The organism is Acinetobacter sp. TG2027 (genome assembly GCF_000302435.1).
Lineage (GTDB): Bacteria > Pseudomonadota > Gammaproteobacteria > Pseudomonadales > Moraxellaceae > Acinetobacter > Acinetobacter pittii.
In genome coordinates this window covers 19,943-37,998 of sequence record NZ_AMJN01000002.1, presented here as the reverse complement: position 1 = coordinate 37,998, position 18,056 = coordinate 19,943, and the positions used below count along the sequence as shown (strand labels likewise).

24 protein-coding genes and 1 tRNA gene are annotated in these 18,056 nt (G+C 41.3%); 21 read left to right on the top strand and 4 right to left on the bottom strand.

The window, feature by feature from the left end; all coding sequences use genetic code 11:
• Nucleotides 1–105: 105 nt before the first annotated feature.
• From B806_RS0101095 to B806_RS0101080, 4 genes are all read left to right on the top strand, one after another.
• Nucleotides 106–181: transfer RNA gene (locus tag B806_RS0101095), tRNA-Asn, on the top strand.
• A 194-nt stretch (nucleotides 182–375) separates the two neighbouring features.
• Nucleotides 376–627, top strand: coding sequence for a hypothetical protein (locus tag B806_RS0101090; protein ID WP_004832969.1), 252 nt, complete (start codon nucleotides 376–378; stop codon nucleotides 625–627).
• A gap of 344 nt (nucleotides 628–971) precedes the next feature.
• Nucleotides 972–1,145, top strand: a complete 174-nt coding sequence (locus tag B806_RS19845; RefSeq protein WP_002123623.1) for a hypothetical protein — start codon at nucleotides 972–974, stop codon at nucleotides 1,143–1,145.
• Nucleotides 1,132–1,647, top strand: a complete 516-nt coding sequence (locus B806_RS0101080) for a hypothetical protein (protein ID WP_002123634.1) — start codon at nucleotides 1,132–1,134, stop codon at nucleotides 1,645–1,647. The genes B806_RS19845 and B806_RS0101080 overlap by 14 nt, the downstream gene beginning before the upstream one ends.
• A 14-nt stretch (nucleotides 1,648–1,661) precedes the next feature.
• On the opposite strand, the gene B806_RS0101075 is transcribed toward B806_RS0101080, so the two are convergent.
• The gene (locus tag B806_RS0101075; protein WP_004832966.1) at nucleotides 1,662–1,883 is read right to left on the bottom strand and encodes a hypothetical protein; all 222 of its coding nucleotides are present in this window, start codon (nucleotides 1,881–1,883) and stop codon (nucleotides 1,662–1,664) included.
• A gap of 69 nt (nucleotides 1,884–1,952) precedes the next feature.
• A complete protein-coding gene (locus B806_RS0101070; RefSeq protein ID WP_002123631.1) occupies nucleotides 1,953–2,282 on the bottom strand; it encodes a hypothetical protein in 330 nt (109 codons plus the stop codon).
• Between the two features lie 1,428 nt (nucleotides 2,283–3,710).
• On the opposite strand from B806_RS0101070, the gene B806_RS0101065 reads away from it, so the two are divergent.
• The 5 genes from B806_RS0101065 (at nucleotide 3,711) to B806_RS0101045 (ending at nucleotide 7,565) form a co-directional block, all read left to right on the top strand.
• Entirely contained in the window at nucleotides 3,711–3,893 is a 183-nt protein-coding gene (locus tag B806_RS0101065) for a hypothetical protein (protein ID WP_223235332.1), read from the top strand.
• Between the two features lie 730 nt (nucleotides 3,894–4,623).
• Entirely contained in the window at nucleotides 4,624–5,049 is a 426-nt protein-coding gene (locus tag B806_RS0101060) for a hypothetical protein (protein WP_000960557.1), read from the top strand.
• 439 nt (nucleotides 5,050–5,488) lie between these two features.
• A complete protein-coding gene (locus B806_RS0101055) occupies nucleotides 5,489–6,289 on the top strand; it encodes a hypothetical protein (protein WP_002125709.1) in 801 nt (266 codons plus the stop codon).
• Nucleotides 6,290–6,682: 393 nt separating this feature from the next.
• Nucleotides 6,683–7,252 (top strand): LysM domain-containing protein, encoded by a 570-nt coding sequence (locus B806_RS0101050; protein ID WP_000819254.1) that lies wholly within the window; start codon nucleotides 6,683–6,685, stop codon nucleotides 7,250–7,252.
• Nucleotides 7,253–7,286: 34 nt separating this feature from the next.
• Nucleotides 7,287–7,565, top strand: a complete 279-nt coding sequence (locus B806_RS0101045; RefSeq protein WP_000146944.1) for a hypothetical protein — start codon at nucleotides 7,287–7,289, stop codon at nucleotides 7,563–7,565.
• Nucleotides 7,566–7,628: 63 nt separating this feature from the next.
• Here B806_RS0101045 and B806_RS0101040 read toward each other — a convergent pair whose 3' ends face one another.
• Both B806_RS0101040 and B806_RS0101035 read right to left on the bottom strand, forming a co-directional pair.
• Complete coding sequence (locus tag B806_RS0101040) at nucleotides 7,629–7,922, bottom strand: hypothetical protein (protein ID WP_000741665.1); 294 nt, start codon at nucleotides 7,920–7,922, stop codon at nucleotides 7,629–7,631.
• 125 nt (nucleotides 7,923–8,047) lie between these two features.
• Nucleotides 8,048–9,757 carry a DEAD/DEAH box helicase gene (locus B806_RS0101035; RefSeq protein WP_000521251.1) on the bottom strand — a complete coding sequence of 570 codons (1,710 nt, stop codon included), beginning with the start codon at nucleotides 9,755–9,757 and terminating at the stop codon, nucleotides 8,048–8,050.
• Between the two features lie 78 nt (nucleotides 9,758–9,835).
• Between B806_RS0101035 and B806_RS0101030 the strand changes: the two genes are divergently transcribed.
• From B806_RS0101030 to B806_RS0100975, 12 genes are all read left to right on the top strand, one after another.
• The gene (locus B806_RS0101030) at nucleotides 9,836–10,474 is read left to right on the top strand and encodes a ParB/RepB/Spo0J family partition protein (RefSeq protein WP_000110211.1); all 639 of its coding nucleotides are present in this window, start codon (nucleotides 9,836–9,838) and stop codon (nucleotides 10,472–10,474) included.
• Nucleotides 10,475–10,502: 28 nt separating this feature from the next.
• The gene (locus B806_RS0101025; protein WP_000131110.1) at nucleotides 10,503–11,105 is read left to right on the top strand and encodes a hypothetical protein; all 603 of its coding nucleotides are present in this window, start codon (nucleotides 10,503–10,505) and stop codon (nucleotides 11,103–11,105) included.
• Nucleotides 11,102–11,752, top strand: coding sequence for a ParB/Srx family N-terminal domain-containing protein (locus B806_RS0101020; RefSeq protein WP_001292430.1), 651 nt, complete (start codon nucleotides 11,102–11,104; stop codon nucleotides 11,750–11,752). The genes B806_RS0101025 and B806_RS0101020 overlap by 4 nt, the downstream gene beginning before the upstream one ends.
• Entirely contained in the window at nucleotides 11,752–12,408 is a 657-nt protein-coding gene (locus tag B806_RS0101015) for an ATP-binding cassette domain-containing protein (RefSeq protein WP_000312034.1), read from the top strand. The genes B806_RS0101020 and B806_RS0101015 overlap by 1 nt, the downstream gene beginning before the upstream one ends.
• A complete protein-coding gene (locus B806_RS0101010; RefSeq protein ID WP_000184979.1) occupies nucleotides 12,405–12,827 on the top strand; it encodes a thioredoxin family protein in 423 nt (140 codons plus the stop codon). The genes B806_RS0101015 and B806_RS0101010 overlap by 4 nt, the downstream gene beginning before the upstream one ends.
• A gap of 38 nt (nucleotides 12,828–12,865) precedes the next feature.
• A complete protein-coding gene (locus B806_RS0101005; protein WP_017402505.1) occupies nucleotides 12,866–13,819 on the top strand; it encodes a hypothetical protein in 954 nt (317 codons plus the stop codon).
• Nucleotides 13,810–14,133 (top strand): hypothetical protein, encoded by a 324-nt coding sequence (locus B806_RS0101000; protein ID WP_001175928.1) that lies wholly within the window; start codon nucleotides 13,810–13,812, stop codon nucleotides 14,131–14,133. The genes B806_RS0101005 and B806_RS0101000 overlap by 10 nt, the downstream gene beginning before the upstream one ends.
• Nucleotides 14,108–14,596, top strand: coding sequence for a hypothetical protein (locus B806_RS0100995; RefSeq protein WP_001228682.1), 489 nt, complete (start codon nucleotides 14,108–14,110; stop codon nucleotides 14,594–14,596). The genes B806_RS0101000 and B806_RS0100995 overlap by 26 nt, the downstream gene beginning before the upstream one ends.
• Before the next feature lie 111 nt (nucleotides 14,597–14,707).
• Nucleotides 14,708–15,109 (top strand): hypothetical protein, encoded by a 402-nt coding sequence (locus tag B806_RS0100990; RefSeq protein WP_000084570.1) that lies wholly within the window; start codon nucleotides 14,708–14,710, stop codon nucleotides 15,107–15,109.
• Between the two features lie 152 nt (nucleotides 15,110–15,261).
• Nucleotides 15,262–15,867: a hypothetical protein gene (locus B806_RS0100985; protein WP_000134192.1), complete on the top strand. Its 606-nt coding sequence runs from the start codon at nucleotides 15,262–15,264 to the stop codon at nucleotides 15,865–15,867.
• Nucleotides 15,868–15,876: 9 nt separating this feature from the next.
• A complete protein-coding gene (locus B806_RS0100980) occupies nucleotides 15,877–17,121 on the top strand; it encodes a phage terminase large subunit (protein ID WP_002125703.1) in 1,245 nt (414 codons plus the stop codon).
• A 45-nt stretch (nucleotides 17,122–17,166) separates the two neighbouring features.
• A complete protein-coding gene (locus B806_RS0100975) occupies nucleotides 17,167–17,964 on the top strand; it encodes a hypothetical protein (protein WP_017402504.1) in 798 nt (265 codons plus the stop codon).
• The last annotated feature ends 92 nt before the right edge of the window (nucleotides 17,965–18,056 follow it).

Here is an 18,056-nt window from a genome sequence, read left to right as displayed (position 1 = left end):
AAAAGGTCTCCGGCAAACCCGGTATGGTTCATTTTTTATCTATTTAGATTTCTATATTTTTATATAGATAAGTAGTTATAAATCCATATAATTATATAACTATATTGCGTAGTAGCTCAGTAGGTAGAGCAGCGGACTGTTAATCCGTTGGTCACTGGTTCGAGCCCATTCTAGGCAGCCATTCAACCGTGCCTGATGAGACTTTATTAGTCAAAACATTTATTAATGTCGCGCGGAGTTGCCCATGCAGGGGAATAACTGGCAACCAGTCAATCTAACCTTAAGCAAGCCGATAGTTTGTTTAGGGCGTGGATGATCAACGGATTGATATGCAGATCACATCTTGCCCTGCACCATTATTTAGTAAGACTCAAAATGACACCAAACGAAAGAACACCGATGGCTAAATTCTTTGATTTGCTGGCGTATGAGCGAAAAGGTGCTTCTGTTACTCACAAAATGGATAAAGATGAAACAAACGAATCTATTCACATCCAAGTAAGTTGCGGTTTTGCTAAATATGAAAAGAACGGTCAACATTATGTTTTTAAGTTTAATCATCAAAAACAAGAAATTGATCAAGATTGTTTTGAAGTCTTAAAAGAAAAATTCACATATAAACATTAAAAATTAATGGCTTAAAATATCTGTAGATTTCTATATATCTACATTTCTACATAGAAATTTCATTTCTAATTTAGATAGGGATAGTTTCATTTTGAAATATTCGCTATTGCAAATTATGCGTAAAAGCATAAAATAAACGATGCAAACTTAGAAATTTCTGGGTCGACCGATAGAAATTTATTATCAATATGCGTTTATGCATAAGTGAATCAATAAGGTTGCAGCCTTCTGGATTTACTAAACAACCGACTATTTAAGCGGTTTATTAAAGCTATAAAGCGAAATGGCACAAATTTATATTTGTAAGCCATCTCTTAACAACAGTCTCCTCATGGAGAAAAGTTATGAACAAGATGAGTAACCAAAACGTAAACCCTGCAATTGTTGAACTTGTTCGCATGGGTGAAGGCTTCGGTGGTACAAAAATCACTGGCAGCACACCTGAAGAAACAAGACGCAACCTTCGCAGAGCCTTTCAAGCGGCCAAGGAACGCACGAAAAGGGATGCCACAACCTGATCAACAACTCGAAAGAAAATACATCTCCCACGCAGAATTGCACGACCTATTCTTCGTAATCAGTCAACATATAGGCTTCACTATTGAAGACATTGAGGATTACGAAGAAGACATCTTTAACCTAATCGAGCTTTGGCGAGAGCAAGGTTACATCGATATATACATAGAAGATAGCGATAGACGCTACGGTAGAATCAAAAACATGGCTTCTGTACGAAATTCTGTTCCATACTATCTAAATATGTATCACGCCCGCGTTGTTAAAGGCGAGTACGATCCTTTACTTGTTATAACTTTTGAAGATACTGACCAAGTACATCCCGATGGTCACGAAATGAAAGTGGCAAGTATTCGCTTTATGGCTATTCATGATGATTTATTTGGTGAACAAGATCCAAGAGTAAAATTCAATGATGCTGCCATGAAGCAAATTCGAAAGAAAATTGATGCCTATAGAAAACAAGGCGATCAATACAATGAAGAAAAGAAAGGCTCGCAATAAGCTAGCCTTTTATTTTAAATGAACCAAGTTAACCCCACTCCCATCGCAATCATTGTTGATCCTGTAAAACCTACAACACAATACCAAGCCTGTTTAATTCGCGTGACCACCATCTCCTGCATATACAGACTACTGGTTGAGTGCGATACCGACGGGCTATGTAAATACTTACTCAGGGCAACACCGCGGTAGACAGATAACGCTACCAGCACCATTCCAACAATCATGATCAACATAAGTCACCTCATTTGTTCAATTTGATTAGTAGCGACAATTCCAAAAATACAAAAGGCATATTTATAATTTTAAGCATTTAGTAGTTTGTTGATCTGTTTAACGCCATTGCTTTGTTTCTTAATTCTGTTACCTGCAATATCAACCTTAAAAGTTAATTTCTCAAGTGCAGTTGTGAGGCTGAAATATATTTCACGTTCTTCATCGGTTAGAGTTTCAATAAAAGCCTCTTCTGGAGACATTGAGGCAAGTCTCATCTTATGCATAGATGCATTTACCAAAGCCTCAGATGCTTTCAATGAAAGTCGGCTTAATCTTGCCGCCTTATTTCTCTCGTTATGCGTCTTAACCATTAGTGCTATAACAAACAAGGCAACTAAAACAATAAATACAGTAAGCATGTATTAGAGACTCATTTAAGACATATGCCCATTATAGTAACCCCAAATAGCTTAAAAACAGGCAAAATTTGTTAAAAATCAGGCTAATCAACAACATAAGTCCACAAGCCAACAACAAACACAGAAATTCAATTATAGGCATTTGATTTTTAAGGCATTTTTCCAAATTAATACTTAGGCATTTTCCTTCAGGCAATTAAAGCTGATTTTGGTGTGAATTAATCGTTTTTATAACTCTACTCTATTTCGCTTTTTTAGAGCGTTTTAAGCAACTTCACTTTGGTATGTTCGATCTATTTGTGATATCTGGTCAGATTAAAAAGATTTTAGCTGGTCAGGTCTGTAAGAGAATAAGTGGTCAATTAAAAGAGAATATGCACTTAAGTTCTAAAATGCGAAATACGCGAAACCGTGAAGAAATACGATAGCATTTATGTCGGTTTGAAAGATACATGAGAAGAATCTCTAAAAACCCAAGTGAACCGCGCCTACATTTCCGAGAATAAGTAATATAAGAATGTTCTAAGAAGATATATTTATATATTCGAAAACTCTCGGAATACCCAAGTACACCCAAGTCTCGGTAAGCGTAGAGATATAGATGCGCGGCTTAATAAAATCCTCAAACGTATAAGAAGTGATAGAGATAAAAACAAATATTGGCAAACACTTATACACCAATACTTATAGAAATATAGAAATCCATATAGATATATAGTTCGAGTAAATATACAAGCAATCTATCTATATAGAAATGTAGAAAACTATCAATATAAAAAGCCAATCAGATAGAGATAAAAAGCATGTATAACTATCTATTAATGTAGAAATCTATATAGATAGATAACAATAATACTATACGGATAGGCATAGGTAAGCGTAGATAGAGATAGATCAGTAATAAAGAAAATAGCTAATTATTTATCTATATAGATATGTAGATAGTGACACAGGTATAAGGATAGAGATAGAGGATAATACACATGTAGTAGAAAGATAAGATGGCAAAAGAAAGGCGAACGGAGTGAGCCAAAGAATTGTGTGTTTCAATCAATCGTCTACCTAGCCATTCCTTTGACCAACAGGAAATATAAAAATCAAAACTTCGGGCGACATTCTTATTTTTATAACCAAGCACACCACGGCGCACATAGGTAAGCCGAACAGCTCCACTTCCAGCTTCACCCATACCACTATTATACCTGCACCTCTCTATCTAGGGTTGAGGCAATGCACCAATCGCCACACATCGCCATATTCCAATATGCATGCCTAGGCACTTATGTAGAAATATAGAAATCTATCTACACAGCTATATAAATGGATTTTTAGTTTTCTAGCTTTGTTTCCTGCTCTATCTCTATACACTGTTATGCATCTAAGTACACATAGAGTTTTACAGTCATGCCTATAAAACAAAACGAGCTAATGAGCGAGATGGTTAATGCAATCACTACACGCCTTAACGACCTCTATATTCAGTATTACAACGACTTTTTAAGCGTTGATGCATTTGCACGTTATCACGGTCTATCTATAGAGGATATGCAAAAGCTGATTGATTTGGGCAGACATGTGAATCACAACAGTCTTTGGAAAGAGGATAAGTAATCATGTTATTTATTCATCCTGAATTACGCGCTAATGATTGAAATTAGCGGTATTGGTGTTCGAAAATTTAAAGTTATTCCATTGCCAGCGTAAAGTTGGCTTTTTGACGCTGTACCACGGCATACCAAGGCATAAAATGGATAAATCAGGCATGCCTAGGGGGTTTACAATCTAGTGAGCGCTTACTATACTTCTGACAAATGGGTTTCGGGTTGAGATTTTCTCCCCGACGCGATTTGCTTGATGGGGGTCGTGGCTTATACCGTGTCAGTGGTTTGCACTGTAAAGAAAAGTTCCTTTTCTTGTGGTGGAAATTGGCTAGGTTAGGTTACGTCTCCCCAAACTCTCTCCAAGATTTATGAGGCAAAATTCTATGGGGGGGTTTGGGGGGGCGTTCCTTAACGTTAGTGGTTTCCGCTGTAAGAAAAGGGCATACCAAAATATAGAATATGGAATTTGAAAAATTAAAAACATTTCCTTAGAATTCCAAATCTATCGAATTAACATAACTTACAACAACTCTGCGTCTGAAAACCTCCTTTGCCCGACTATCCTCTAGGTCGGGCTTTTTTTATGCTGGGTATAAAAATTCGCGGGCGCGCATATTGAAAATTAAATTTCCCCTCCTAAATACATGAATTAGTGAAATGCAAACTTACATTAACTAAATTTTGTTACACCTATTTCTTCTTGCTAATATTTTCTTCAACTAAATAAACAAGGAGTAATTATGCTGGTTAAGCGGAAAATGCTTAAAATTCGTCGCCTTGCAAGTAAAGGTAAATTAGCTCAATGGGGCTTTATATCAGCGAACCAAGCGCAAAAGATTGGGCTAGACAACGGTTTTGTCGTGATTCTTTCATTATTGCAGGGCAAACAGGTAGAACCGAAATTTACCCGCTATAAACTCAGTGATGATATCGGCAGCGAATATGGGATTGAAACGGATGCCGACCTTTCATCCATAGATCAAAGCATCATTGATGCCATTGGTGTAGCGGTCGGTGATATTTATGATGCTGCGGTAAATTATGATGAGAAAACCGCCTATGAAGATGAGCGGGAAGATTTCGAGCGTACCAATCTCATGTTTATAGATATTGAGACTGGTCATGCCTATGACTCAAATCTTAATGAAGCGGTAGGATGGGCATAGGCTCATCCTAATATTCCAAAACAGCCCACCAAAAAAAATCAAAACTTTGGCCGACATCCTATTTTTATAACCAAGCGCCACGCATCTATATAACCAAAGAGCGCCTAGCAGCTCCTTGGAATGCCACCTTCTTATCTTTAACAACCAAGGCAGACCTAGGACTCTAATCACTACCGGGTGCGCGCCTGAACCTCAAGAAAAACCGCCAGCAAACAACCCAATGCATGCCTAGAGAATGTCTGTATAAAGCATATAGATGAAACGCGCACGCACGCGAATAGCGGAGTTTATTTATTAGTGCAAGTTTTTTATTAATGAAAATTTCGATTGAATTTTTATTCCACTAAAAAACAAACAATCAAATAAAAACTTGCATCAAATTTTTATTTGCACTAATATTTAATCAAGCAATAAAGCTTACTAACAAAAGGTCAAAATCATGAATGCACAAGTTAAAAACACAGAAACTCTAAACATCTTTGCAGACGTTAATTTTTCAGCTCATGAAGCACGTAATGCAATAGTTATAGATCAAGAGACGATAAAAGCGTATGCAAGACAGCAGAAAGTAACGAGCAAAGCAGTAGCAGTACAGCTTGATATAGCAAACGCGATCATAAACCGTATGAATAACAAGCTTGAGACAGAACAAAAAATATCAAGCACGTTATTCAGTGACTTAAGAGAAGCATGCTCACGCTCTATGCTTACAAAAATAGACACGCTTCAAAAAGCTAAGTTTGATTTATCAGATCTAGCAACAATCATCGCTCACACTGATAAATCACACATTGACTTTGTACAAGTGAAAGTCATTAGAAAAATCTTTCAAGCGATTACAGCTATCGCTGAAAACGACAGACGCAAGCTAGACGGTTACACAATGTCAATCTTGCTAAACTTATTACAGTACGGTTCACTTACGGTTAATGAATGTCGTTTATGCTGCACTACTGAAATACGCGCACAGTCGCATGAAAAGAAAGTAAGACAGTATTATTTATCTGCGCACAGTACAGCATCATCACAAGCGTCTAGCTCACGTATGACACTGAGAGCGCTTAATATCTGTAACGTTGTGAAGTCTGTAAAAGACAGTGAAATAACGTTCAATGAAAATTCTCAGTTTATTGAAGCAGTATTGTCATTCTTGCAAATGAAAGAGAATACACAACAAGAATTAGAGCGCGTACAGCATGACATTAAGAAAGAGTTAAGCGAAAAACAAGCAAGCGCATAATTTAGTAATCAGTGATATTAGTAAGCACTTACTAATATCACTCTAATAGAGAGTAAGAACATGATTAGCAACGAACATAAACTATTAATCGCTGTGTTAATTATGAGACAAGATAACAAGCGTAATAAGTGAACATGCAAAGATAAAGAAATATAGTAAGTGATTACTATATTTCTTTATATATTAATATCGAAGTCCTAGAAAAAATGCGAATGTGTCGGGTGCATAGCCTGTGTCAATCGCGACCATTTTCCAAACACCCTTTCACCACCAGGCCTATATAACAAATACTTTACCCTTGCGCCGCTTAAATCCATACACTTATCCTTGTCCCAGTACGCCATGTCCATTATTCTTTTCAGGACGACTTTCTAATAATATTTAAGGATCAATATGAAAAGATTTTTTTTGGCTACTTTGATTTTAGTTTGTTCAAATGCAATGGCAGAAGGGGAGGGCCTGTTCGCCGAGTACACCGTGAAACCGAGCGAATCATTAAATGATATAGCCAAGCGTAACGGGACCACGTGGGCAAAGCTGGCAGAAGACAATGATCTCCCTGATCCACCAACTGTTTATGTTGGGCAAAAGCTGGCAATCATGAAAAAGATGAATAAGGACGAATATCTGGCTGCGATTGCAAAGACCCGACCAACGTGCTCAAGCAAAGAAGAATGTGACAAGAAAATGGAAGCTGCTCATTTGTGGGTGAGTAAATACGCTGATTACAAGATCAGAAGTTCAAATAACGTATTAATCGAAACATACGCTCCGCGCGAGTTCACTGGCGAGATCATCGTAAAGGTTTCTAAGGAGCCTTATGGGAAGGGAACCTATGCGATCGTGGCCAACATGTCATGCAATAATCCGAATATGACCAAGCCTTATGACCCGATGGCCAGTTGCAAGAGAAACGTTTATAAGGAAATTATTAAGTTCAACGATTTCGTTAGTTCTTATTAGCTTTAAGCTATTTGACCAAGTAAAGAGGGAAAAGATGGCTTCAAAGGATGATTTAAATTATGTTGCTTACCACATTATCGAAATTCTGGAAGAACAGGGTTTAGATAATTCTTATATTAACGAAAAAATAGATCGTCTTTACGAATTCGGCGAAAATAAAGCCGCTACATTGCTTTGGGCTTCAAACCAGCTCGATAGTAGAAATTTTAGATTACTTTTGGGCAAACTTAATTTAACTCCCGATCAAGTAAAGATATTTTGTCGCGTATTGAACAAGCTGAAAAAATATTTGGGCTACAATTTATTGAGCTAAGCTTTTTAATTACCTATGATATTCCGAATAAATTAATGCCCCATATATCACTTGAGGCATTTCTTACTGCACTTGGCCAGATTTAATTAACTCTAGCGCTTTTTTCTTCAATTCCTTCCTACGCTCTTTTTCAGCAATCTTTTCTTCGCGAATGGCTTCAATATGCACACCGAAAAGCTGATCAGACAGATTGCCACTTTCAAGCAAACGTGCAAAAGCGTCAACAATCTCGCCTTGAGTGAGTTTATGCTGTTTTGCCATATTTTCTAAGGTCTGGATTGTCTCTGGACGCAAAGTGATGGATGTTCGAACTAAACCTTTTTCTTTATAAAATTTGGAAGAGTTAGTAGCTGCCATTATTTGCTCCAATTAAAATTTGATGAAAATTAAAACTTGCATATTATAGTTATTATTGCATTGATCACGCTGAAATACCACAAAATAAAACGGGCTTGCCCAAAACATTGAACAAGCCCAGAACACTATGCAGCTTTTTTGAAACCGAGCTTTTCAAACTCGAAATTCGCAACGATATTCTCGCCAAAGCCGGGTGTTTCTCTGATGATCTGTAAACGCTGTCTAGCGTGAGATTTGAGCGTTGAATTGTGCTGGTCTGTGAAATCAACAATAAACGCAACGTTTGGACCGAATTTCTTAGCACGTAACCCGCGCCCAATACGCTGGCGTAAGGCAACTTCCGCTTTCCCACCACCGGCAAGAATAATCAACCCGACAGCAGGGACATCCACACCCACATCAAGAATTGTTGTTCCAATCAGTACATCAATATCCTTATTGGCAAGTTCGGTGAGCGCAGATTTACGTTCTCCCTGATCATCTTCACCGCGAATATATCTCGCTCTGATACCTATATCGTCAAACAGCTTCAATAGGGTGTCGCCATGCGAGGTATGCTGGACGAGAACCATCGCCGTCATGCCATATTCACGGGCTTTGAGAATTTCCATACAGATGGCATTGTTCCGCTCTTCGTTTTGCACGATTCCCAAGCGATAGGCAGCTTGCCAAGGGGTAATAGAGTGTAATTTGGCTGGCTTTTTCTTCAATTCGACGATTTTGAAGTAAGGCTTAGCAAGGATTCCGCGATCAATCAGCATTTTTTCCGTAACCTTGATGGCAATCGGTCCGGAACAAGCCATCAAACGCATATTTGACTCTTGGCTTTCACGCATGAACGGCGTTCCGGTCAATGCCAAGCGGTAATAGGCGTTTTTACAGTGGCGCATGATCTCGTAATACGAATTTCCACCTGCCTCATGTGCTTCTTCGAGAATTACGAACTCAAAAAGCTCCAAAAGCTTGATGGTTTGCTGTCTAACGAGTGATTTTTCCTTGAATTTTGCTTCTGCCTTGGCTTGCATCGCAGGTGCCTTGTCCTGAAGCTCCTTTTCATGTTGCAGTGCAAGGTTATGAAGCACTTTTTTGATTTCGGACTCGACTTTACCGACCTTAATTAGCTGTTTTTTAGTGTCCGAAATCTCTTTTTCGTGTTTTTTGACTACGTTGTCATAAAGGATCTGAAATTCCTTCTCTAAAGTCGTCTCTTCCAGCTTGGCGGCGAGGGTTTGAACCATTCCGACCGTCATTTTCTTGATGGAGAGCTGACCTTTTTCATTCACCTGTCCAAAACTGCCATCACCAATGACCGAACATGCAACGCCATTTGCTTCGAATGCATCTTTCATCTGATACATCAGAATCGAACGGGTTGTTAAAAACAAGGTAGGGCGGTTAATTCGGGCCTGACACAACATGGCAATGCGTGATTTACCGCCACCAGTAGCGACTTGAGCGATAATCTGGCCATGACGTACAAGACGATCCATAACTTCCGGCTGGTAATCGTAACGAGGGTCATATCCGTAACTATCTACCACTGGTCGGGCAGGTCCAAGTGGAGCGGGGAGGGGTTTTCGTGCGAGTTTTACTTCAAAACCTGCCTTCTTGAGTCGATCCGTAACATGGACTACAAATCCTGCTGGAAAAGAGCACTTGGCAAAGTCAAAAAATGACGATCTGCCATCCCAACGGTGCTGTCTAAACGCTAGAGTTTCTTCGGCGCCATCCACCAAATAACTAAGCGCCGACTGTACTTCAAGTTTCGCCTCAACAGGAGGCTTGTGTAGGATGGCATTTACGGCGTCATAAGCGATTGTTACAACTTTTCCCATTTCAATACCTTTTGCATTTGCTTAATATTTGGCTTAAATTATAAGTAAGCACTTACTAATATTTCAAAGTAGTTTCCTATGTCAGTTGAATATTTAGAAATCGACCCAGGAGAGCTTTGGCCTAATCCTTGGAATTCAAACGTCGTATCACCTGAAAACGAGCGAAAAATCGAAGAAGGTATTAAACGTCACGGTATGTTTAAGCCAATTATCGTTCGTACCCTTCTTGATGGCCGCTTACAGATCATTGGCGGTCAGCACCGAGCAATGATTGCTAAACGTCTTGGTCTACTCACTGTGCCGGTAATGAACCTTGGGCGCATTGACGAAGCCAGAGCAAAAGAGATCGGTCTAATCGACAACGGTCGTTATGGCGAAGATGACATCGTTAAGCTCAACGAAATTCTTCATGATCTTGGCGGTATCGATGAATTGATCGATGTAATGCCTTGGTCAAGTGAAGAAATCGACATCTTCTCTAGCACTAATATAGCGCTGGACGCTCTAAGCGATCTCGATTCGCCATCAGAGGAAGTTGAATTACCCAAGACAACCAAAGTTCAAACTCACCAAATCATGCGTTTCAAGGTTCCGATCGAGGACGTAGACGCAATTACCAAACTCATCGAGAAGACCATTAAGGCACAGGGCTTTACCGAATCCGACAGCTTGACGAATGCAGGGGATGCCTTGGTTTATCTCTTGGGAAGCAAGTAATGAAACCATATGAAGGATGGGATGGCTAATGACCGATTTATCTCAAAAAGGGCAGGTTCGAATGTACCGACGGGGTGGCCAATACCCTGTAGACCTTGAAGCAATCCAGTTTAATGGAAACAACGGCTCCGAAATTGAACTCTGGCTTGGGGTTCACTGCTCAACCCAAATGAAAACAGTAGCCAGAGTAGGGGGAAATACCGATGAAGACTTTTCCCTTGTCATTCCCGGCATTGGTACAGCCGAGGCAGGTGATTACATCGCTAAAAACCTAGATGGAACGGTGGTCATCCTCAAGCCAGACTATTTCGAGAGCGAGTTTCAGGAAGTTATCACTTTCAACACGCCTGAACAGGAACATGAAGGGGCGGTTCCCGAAGTAGATGACGGCGCCTTGAAGTTTTTGAAGAAGTTCTGCAATGGATACCGCATCGTTTCAACATGCGACCTAACAGAATTGCAGATTGCAGAAGCCAACGTAGAAGGTCGTCTCTATATCGAACCTGAAGGTGGCTTCGGATGGGTAGCGCTCCCTTGGGAATTAACTACCGTCAGGGATCGGCAACGCGAAAAGTTCTACCAGATCAACAAGCAGTTGATTGAGCAAACCGATACGCGGGTGGCCGAATGAGCGAACTAAAAATCCAAATGTGGATTGTTGACGATGTAAAGCCTTACGAACTCAACGCCAAAATCCACAGTGAAGAACAAGTCGCCAAGATTGCCGAGTCGATTGCCCGCTTCGGTTGGGATCAACCCATTGTGGTAGATAAAAATGGCGTAATCATCAAGGGGCATGGTCGCCGTCTTGCAGCCATCAAGTTAGGTTTAATCGAAGTACCTGTTCTGGTCCGCGATGACTTGAATGAAGAACAGGTGAAAGCTGCACGCTTGGCCGATAACCGAGTTGCCATTGGTGACATTGATGCCGACCTGCTCAAGCTGGAGCTGCAATCCATCAACATCGAGTTCCTTGAGGACATCTTCGACAGCAAGGAGCTGGAGTTCATGCAAGCCGACCTCTCCGAAATGAACGTCGATGTGATTGTTGATGATCTGGACAGCGCGGTAGCCGAGCAACAGCGCCATACGGCAAATGCAGTATCGGAATCGAACGAAAAACCTATCCGAATCGACAAGGTTTTAGGGTTCAGCGAAGTATCGGGCAAAGAATCACGTTCCATTCACTACTTTATGGCCATTGCAGAAGATGCAACTGGACTAGAAGGGAAGGACGCTTTCGTAACGTATATCAGCAAATTGGTGGAGAGCGCTTAATGGCTGTTTATAACATCGATGTCCGATACAAAACGTCAGTTGAGCGTACCGAACGTGTACTGGAAATTGCCGAGTCGTTCGGGTTGGGCTTAGATGCGAAGGAATTTGTGGTTTTCGATAACACGCCAATTGAAATCGAGCAGGGAGACATCGTTTACATCACTGGTCAGTCTGGTGGCGGTAAATCGACCCTGCTACGGAAGCTGGCGGAACAAATGGAACAAAGCGGCTTAAAAGTCGCTGACCTGAATGCCATTGAGCATGATGACCGTCCAATCGTCGACCAGATTGGCGAAACACTAAAAGACGCTCTGGATGTACTCACCATTGCCGGCATCACTGATGCCTATATCTGGCTAAACAAGTTTGATGCCCTCTCGGACGGCCAACGTTATCGCTTCAAACTGGCAAAACTGATTGAGAGCAAGGCGGACGTCTGGATTGCAGATGAATTTCTTGCCGTTCTTGATCGAACTGTTGCCAAAGTTGTTGCGTACAACATTCAGAAAATTGCCCGAAAACTCGGAACAACCGTACTGGTTGCCACAACGCATGACGACATGGTTGAAGACCTCAACCCAAGCCTCTTCATTGATAAGCGATACCGCGAAAAAGTGGTAATCACCAAAGCACCTGAAGGATTTAAACAAGTATGACTAATCGATCAAAAAAAGTTGTAACTAAAGACACTGTAGATGCTCATGAATTCGCGTCAGAAGCATCCGAAACTGTTGCAGAGCAAATCGTTCAAGCAGAAGTTGTGGAGCGTTCTGAGAGCGAACCAGCGCAAACCAAGCGCACATTAACCCTATATTCTTCAACCGTCTGCTCACCTTGCAAGACCATCAAGCCGATTCTGGAAAAACAAATGCTAGGTCGCGCAACCGAATACCATGTGCTGACCATTGATCCAAACAATATCGAACCTGAAATCAAACAGCAGTTTGAAGAAGCGGGCGTAACGCAAGTGCCTACCCTGATCTGCAAGGAAGATGGCAAAGAGGTAGGTCGTTTATCGGGATACAGTGGTGTTCGACCGCTACTCGATGTCTTGAAAGCTTGGGAAGTGATTTAACAAAGGGCGTTTAACGCCCTTACTTGATTGAGAAAGGTATGGAAAAGGTTTTACTCGATACACCAGATATTCTCGTTACTCGTAAATCACCTAAGCAAAACCACAACCTGTCATTGCTCAAGGACATCATTGTGGAGCCGGGTGACAAGAGTGACTGGGACCTTCTGCACGAATTGCACTACAAGGCAGAAACGCTGCCGATCGGTTCAAGGTTCTGGAAAGTAACCCTGCATGGCAAGACCATTGGTGTCGGGATTCTGGCTGTTCCCAAAATGTTGCTTTCGGGTCGTAATGACTTGTTCAAATATCTACGTCCAAACGTCAACGGCAAGGATACCCGCCTGATCAATAATAGTCGGGCTGAATGGCTAAACGAAAATGTCTGCACCAATAGCCGACTTGTACTGGACACCATCTACCGTGGTTGCGGGATTGCGTATCGTGCCCAAAATTTAATGATGCGCATGGTGGATAGAAAACATACCGAGTTCCAAAGCTCGATGTCGAAATTCAATCCATTCGCGGAAAGGGCAGGCATCAAGTTCACCCCGCCTAAGCAGGCGACCAATTATCAACGCGGTGTGGACTTCTTTGTGAAATGGTTTGAAACCAAGCATCCGACAGATGTTGTGGGGATTCTGGAGGAGCTGAGCTCCAAACCCGAACCTATCAAAAAGAAGATCATCGCTGAAATGCGGAAGTTCTATTACCAATACAGCTCTTTGGAAAAATCCGGCAATAACCGGCTGAATGGTTTTAGCCGTGTAGAGAGCATGCCTGTCGAAAAGCTGCTAAAGAACATTCAACAACTGGTTTTTGCGTCTCCGTTATATGGGGTCTATACCAATCCTGACTTGATCTACAAAGCCAAACATCCTGAGCACGAGATTCCCAAACGGGTATCAATTTTGGCATTTGACTGTCAGAAACCAGACGACCCCCTAAATGTTGAACTCATTAAATCAAGAGGGCTTTTATTCGAATGCAATTAGGTCTAACCCCAAAACAGATCGAATTACTGACAAAGATTCGCGATAAAAATCCAGACGGTTCTTTGCTCTCAATCGAACAGCTTCATGACGCCGTGAGTTACACCTGCACCCGACAAGCCATTACATGCAGCCTAAATTTTCTGATTAAAAGAGGCCTGATTGAGAAGAGCGGGCAAAACGTGGTGAGAAACGGGCGTAGATTTACGGTCGTCAGCATCAAGCCATTGGGCGAGGAAATACTAAACGCCTATGTACCTTCGCTACGGCAGGTACTTGTAGAAAATGAGGATGAGGAAATTGAAAAAATCTTCTAAGGTAAAAAGCGTTAAGAAAACCTCGCCAAGTTGGTTCCGCACTCCGTACAATCGCTTATGGTATGTTTTGGTCCAAGACCCAAAACAATTCTTGGCTATGGAAGATGAAAGCCATCATGCGCTTTACGAGATTGCTAAAGAGCATTTTCAGTCCCATTTTAAAGCCATCACTTTCTATGCCGCCAACAATTCGGGCGAGTTGATTGCCGCGATCTATTATCCGAGGATGTTTGACGCTGACGAAAATGAGGTACTAACCGTGCTTTGCCATGAGTGTGTTCACATATGGCAGGAATTCGCGGAAAGCCTACATGAACACGAGCCTTCGCGTGAATTTGAGGCTTATACCATTGATGAGATTTTTGGAAACGTCCTGACTGAATACCGCAAGTTAGTGGAAATCAATAAAGCCCATACCGAGAGTAAAGCCATTAAACATAAAAAACAGCCCGACCTTGTTTAATTCCGACATTTGGGTAATTTGGGTTTTCCGCAACTCTTCGAATAATATATTATTAATAAGTGCTTACTTTATTGTATTATTAATATATTCGGAAAACTGCGGAACTCCCAAATGTCCCAAGTACAGGAAATCTTTCTTATCGGCGAAGATTTTGAGCCAGGCATCGTCGGAAATTCTGAAATTGATATTTTATTGGGCCATGACACGGCGATCTGTGGAGAGTTCGCAATCAGGAAGGAAGATGGCTATACACACTGTCCGGACTATTGCGAGGATAAGAATATAACTTTCAGGGAGTTATACAAATTAAACTTACATCCACTCATCCTTCCAGCCAGCCATGAATCCTCCAAAAGACGCTCTAAAAAAGCTTTAGAGAAAGCCGAACAGCTTCAAGACAAGTTTGTTGCAGTCTTTATTCTTGGCTCTGAATTTTACGTAACCAGACCATTTGAAAGTGAAAATACAGCACTAGCTTGCGTGCTTTGGTATGCGCTTGCTTATTACTCTTAAATAAAATTATTAATAAGCGCTTATTATTTACTTTTGGTTTTATTTTGCTTATCCTAGAGGCCATCGGACATGTTTGAAATGGTGCGTGTCTGACTTTTTAGAGGGCGCATATCATTTAGTAGCTGGTACGCGCCTTTTTTTTAGGTGATTGCATGACTGAAGAAACAGCCAACAAACGCAGATACCCTTCAGCAAGTGCTTGGGCAGAAGCAGAGGCGTTATGGGCTTCTGGTGATGTGACACTAGAGGACTTAGCCAAGAAAGTCGGGGTAAGCGCAACTTCTGTTTCCCTTCACATGAAGAAGCGGAAAATCACGAAAGGGGAGAAGGCCAAGGAACATTCCGAGCGTATCTCCAAACAGGTCGCCGAAGATATTTTGTCAGAAGGGACCGTACATAGCCAAAGAATTAAGGAAACCAAAGAAGAACATTACAAGATGGCGACGGGCCTGGCTCGCCTGACTTGGAATGAAATTGTCACTGCCAAGGCAAAGGGCGGTGCCTATGCGGCGATTCAACAAAATTTAAAAGCACTAGAAATCGCTTCGAATGTTTTGGCAAAGATCCGCCAAGAACGGTACGCCGTTTTAGGTTTGGATAAGCCTGATGCTGTAGATGCTACTCAACTTCCGGAATTGGTAATTGAAGAATTGACGGCCGATCAGGTTCAACAATTGAAAGAGCGTGATTTCAACAATGGTAATTACGACTTTGAAGATGAGGACATGTTAGAGCCATCAAATGATTCAGGGGAATGATGGTTTTAGATGGCAGATAAGGTTCGGCTTTCATTGCATCCAAAGCAAATGGAAGTCTATCTTTCAAATGCTCGATTTCGCGTAGTGGTTGCTGGTCGCCGATGGGGTAAGACCAGCCTTTCGCGTACTCTGATTATCAGTAAAAGTAGAAAGCCAAGACAAAGAATCTGGTACGTAGCGCCAACTTACCGAATGGCAAAACAAATCATGTGGAAGGATTTGATTGAAGCCATTCCTCGGAAGTGGGTAGTTAAGATTAACCATTCAAGTCTATCTATTGAACTTGTTAATGGCACCCTGATTGAACTTAAAGGCGCTGATGACCCAGACTCTTTGCGTGGTGTGGGTATCGATTTCTTGGTATTGGACGAATTCCAAGACATTAGCGAAGAGGCATGGACACAATGTTTGCGTCCTACCCTTGCCTCTACAGGTGGTCATGCCATCTTTATCGGCACACCTAAAGCATATAACCAGTTATATACCGTCTATATGCAGGGACAAGACCCGAAAAAGGTCGAAGCTGGCCAATGGCAGTCATGGCAGTTCCCAACCATTACATCTCCATTTATTCCTGAATCGGAAATTGAAGCGGCTAGAGCCGATATGGATGAGAAATCATTCAAGCAGGAATTTTTGGCTTCCTTCGAAACCATGTCTGGACGTGTTTATTACCCGTTTGATCGTAAGGAACATGTCGGGAAATATCCTTTTGATCCAAAACTGCCAATCTGGATCGGCATGGACTTTAACATCGACCCAATGAGTACCGTCATCATGCAGCCGCAACCAAATGGCGAAGTTTGGGTGGTTGATGAGATTGTCCAGTTCGGCTCTAACACGGAAGAGATTTGTGAAGAGATTGAACGGAAATACTGGCGGTATATGAAACAGATTGTCATTTTCCCCGATCCTGCTGGCGGTCAACGCCAACATGCTCGTGGTGAGTCCGACTTGGACATCATGCGCGAGAAGGGATTTAAGAAAATTCTTTACAGAAGAAAGCACCCTGCAATTGCCGACAGGGTAAATGCAGTTAACCGCATGTTGAGAACTGCGGATGGAACAGTTGCATTAAGGGTTGATGAAAAATGTAAGCATTTGATCAATTCATTTGAACAGACCATCTACAAACCAGGTGGACGTGATGTTGATAAATCAGGTGGTGTAGAACACAGTGCCGATGCCATTGGATATGCAATCGAGCACCAATTCCCACTTCGTAAGATTGAAATTAAAGGCGTTTCAATTTAACCTATATTATTAGTAAGCGCTTACTAATATTTTGAAGGCGATAAGATGACAACCGAACTATCCTCATACGACCGACATGCAATAAGTTCGACCGCTTCCTCAGAAGAAGCGAATGACCCTCTTGTACGTTTAGTATCACGTCGTCATCCACTATATGAAGCCATGTCCAAACACTGGATGTTTATGGATGACACCTATAGCGGTGGCAGAGAATGGTTTAATCATCATATCTTCAAATACATCAAAGAGGGTGATGCCGAATTCAAGGATCGTATCTCACGCGCTTATCGTTTCAACCATACCCGCGAAGTTGTAGATTTAATTAATAAATATTTATTCAAGCAGGAAATCACCCGCAATAAGGTAGATGCTCCTGCCGACGTGGTGAAGTTTTGGAAAAACTGCACCAAGAGCGGCTTAACGATTAATGATTTCGTTCGCCAGATCAGTAAGAAAACCTCAATTTACGGTCGTATTGGGGTAGTTATTGATATGGATGCGGTACCAGAAGATCAAAGACCCTTAAACAAACGGGAAGAAAAGGAAGCTGGGCTATCTGCTTACGCCTACATCATCACTCCGCTTCAAATGCTGGATTATTCGTTTGATGATCACGGCAAATTAAACTGGATGCTGATTCATGAAGTGGTTCGCGACGATGAGGACCCACTAAATTCAACAGGCAAGGCGATTCACCGCTTCCGCTTATGGACGAAAACGGAATGGAAACTGTTCGAAAAGCAGAATGATGATCAGAACGGCAAGATTACGATTAAAGAGATTGATCGAGGTAGGATCTGCTTTAATGCCATAGTAAACATCCTAAAAAATGAACAACGATAATTTTTACACACTCATAAATTATTAGTAAGTGCTTATTTATAAAATATAGTAAAAATGTTATATTTTCTCAACTAATCTAAGGCGAGAAAATC